The 1,326-nt window shown below is 31.7% G+C and carries 2 protein-coding genes; both read left to right on the top strand.

Annotation, left to right across the window (positions count from 1 at the left end; genetic code table 11):
• On the top strand, window positions 1-260 hold a 260-nt coding region (locus BHE89_RS17405; protein WP_141008328.1), incomplete at its 5' end, for a zinc ribbon domain-containing protein.
• Between the two features lie 60 nt (window positions 261-320).
• The gene (locus tag BHE89_RS17410) at window positions 321-665 is read left to right on the top strand and encodes an RBBP9/YdeN family alpha/beta hydrolase (RefSeq protein WP_286146254.1); all 345 of its coding nucleotides are present in this window, start codon (window positions 321-323) and stop codon (window positions 663-665) included.
• The last annotated feature ends 661 nt before the right edge of the window (window positions 666-1,326 follow it).

Consider the following 1,326-nt stretch of genomic DNA (forward strand, 5'->3'; position numbering starts at 1 on the left):
AAAAAGGCGTCCATCTGGTAAAACTGGATCAATGGTTTGCCAGTTCGAAAACCTGTCATTGTTGCGGTCATAAAATGTCAGAAATGCCACTACATAAGCGTATCTGGCAATGCCCTGAATGTGGAGTTGAACATGACCGAGATATCAATGCGTCAATCAATATCCGACACAAGGGCATATTGGAATTACACGCGGCGGGACTCGTCGTTTCAGCCCATGGAGACCCGCGTAAATCCGTCGTACAGAGGGTTGCGGTCTGAGAAGTGGGAAGCCTCGCCGATTACAGTGGGGAGCAGTCACGATGTGATATCAGTATACCAATGATGCCTGAATCTAATCATCCTAGTCCTAGTGAATGGCAGCAAAAACTAGCTGATGAAAACATAATACTTGATAAAGATACTATTCTTGTTGGGCATAGCCTGGGATGTATAACTTTATTGCGTTTTCTTTCTGAACGGGCTTCTGAAAATATAAAAATAGGTGGATATATTTTAGTCGCTGGTTTTAATAGTGAGCAAAAAACTTTACCTGAGTTAAATTCTCATATTTATCAGGATCTGAATTATAGTAAATTAATTAAAATATCAGATAAAAGAGTTTCATTAATATCATCCAATGATTGGGTTGTAAGCCCTAAATCATCCCAATATTTTAGCAAATAAATTTACAAACCAAAAATTTATCATTGAAAATGATGCTGGACATTTTTCTTGATAAAGAAGGTTATATTAAATTACCTGTCATGCTTAAAATTTTTAAACACATGCTTGAATAAATATAAGCTATAAATTTAATATTTAAATACTAGGTATTAAGTTACATCATTTAATGACTATAATGAAATTACGATTAACTACATTGGTAAATAGTACCAATGTAGTTAATTTCAAGAGGGAAAAGTATGATGTTCAGTACTTCTAACGTATTAACTTATTGAAATTCAATTTAGGTTCAATAAACCAGCGAATAGTTGAATTTAAAGTTAATAAAAGACAAATACTAATGGTTGATAGTGTTAGTAATATTATTACTAATAAACTATATTCCACATGAAAATAAGTTAAGGTTTGTAAGAAAATAAAACAAATAATAGGATGGATTAAATAAATACCTAAAGCATTGTTTGATACTTTAGCATACTTATCAGTGGATAAAGCAAAATAAAATAATGCTAGAACCTAACACTATACTGATAAAGAATTTTAAAATATAAATAACAAAAAAAGATGATAAAAAAGTGGCATTAGTGAAGTTTATAATTACTCTATTAATGCTTTCCTCATGATAGAGCACGGATATAGCTAAAGTTGTGGTGATTAAAAT

Source organism: Shigella sp. FC1967 (assembly GCF_001743005.1).
Taxonomy (GTDB): Bacteria; Pseudomonadota; Gammaproteobacteria; order Enterobacterales; family Enterobacteriaceae; genus Proteus.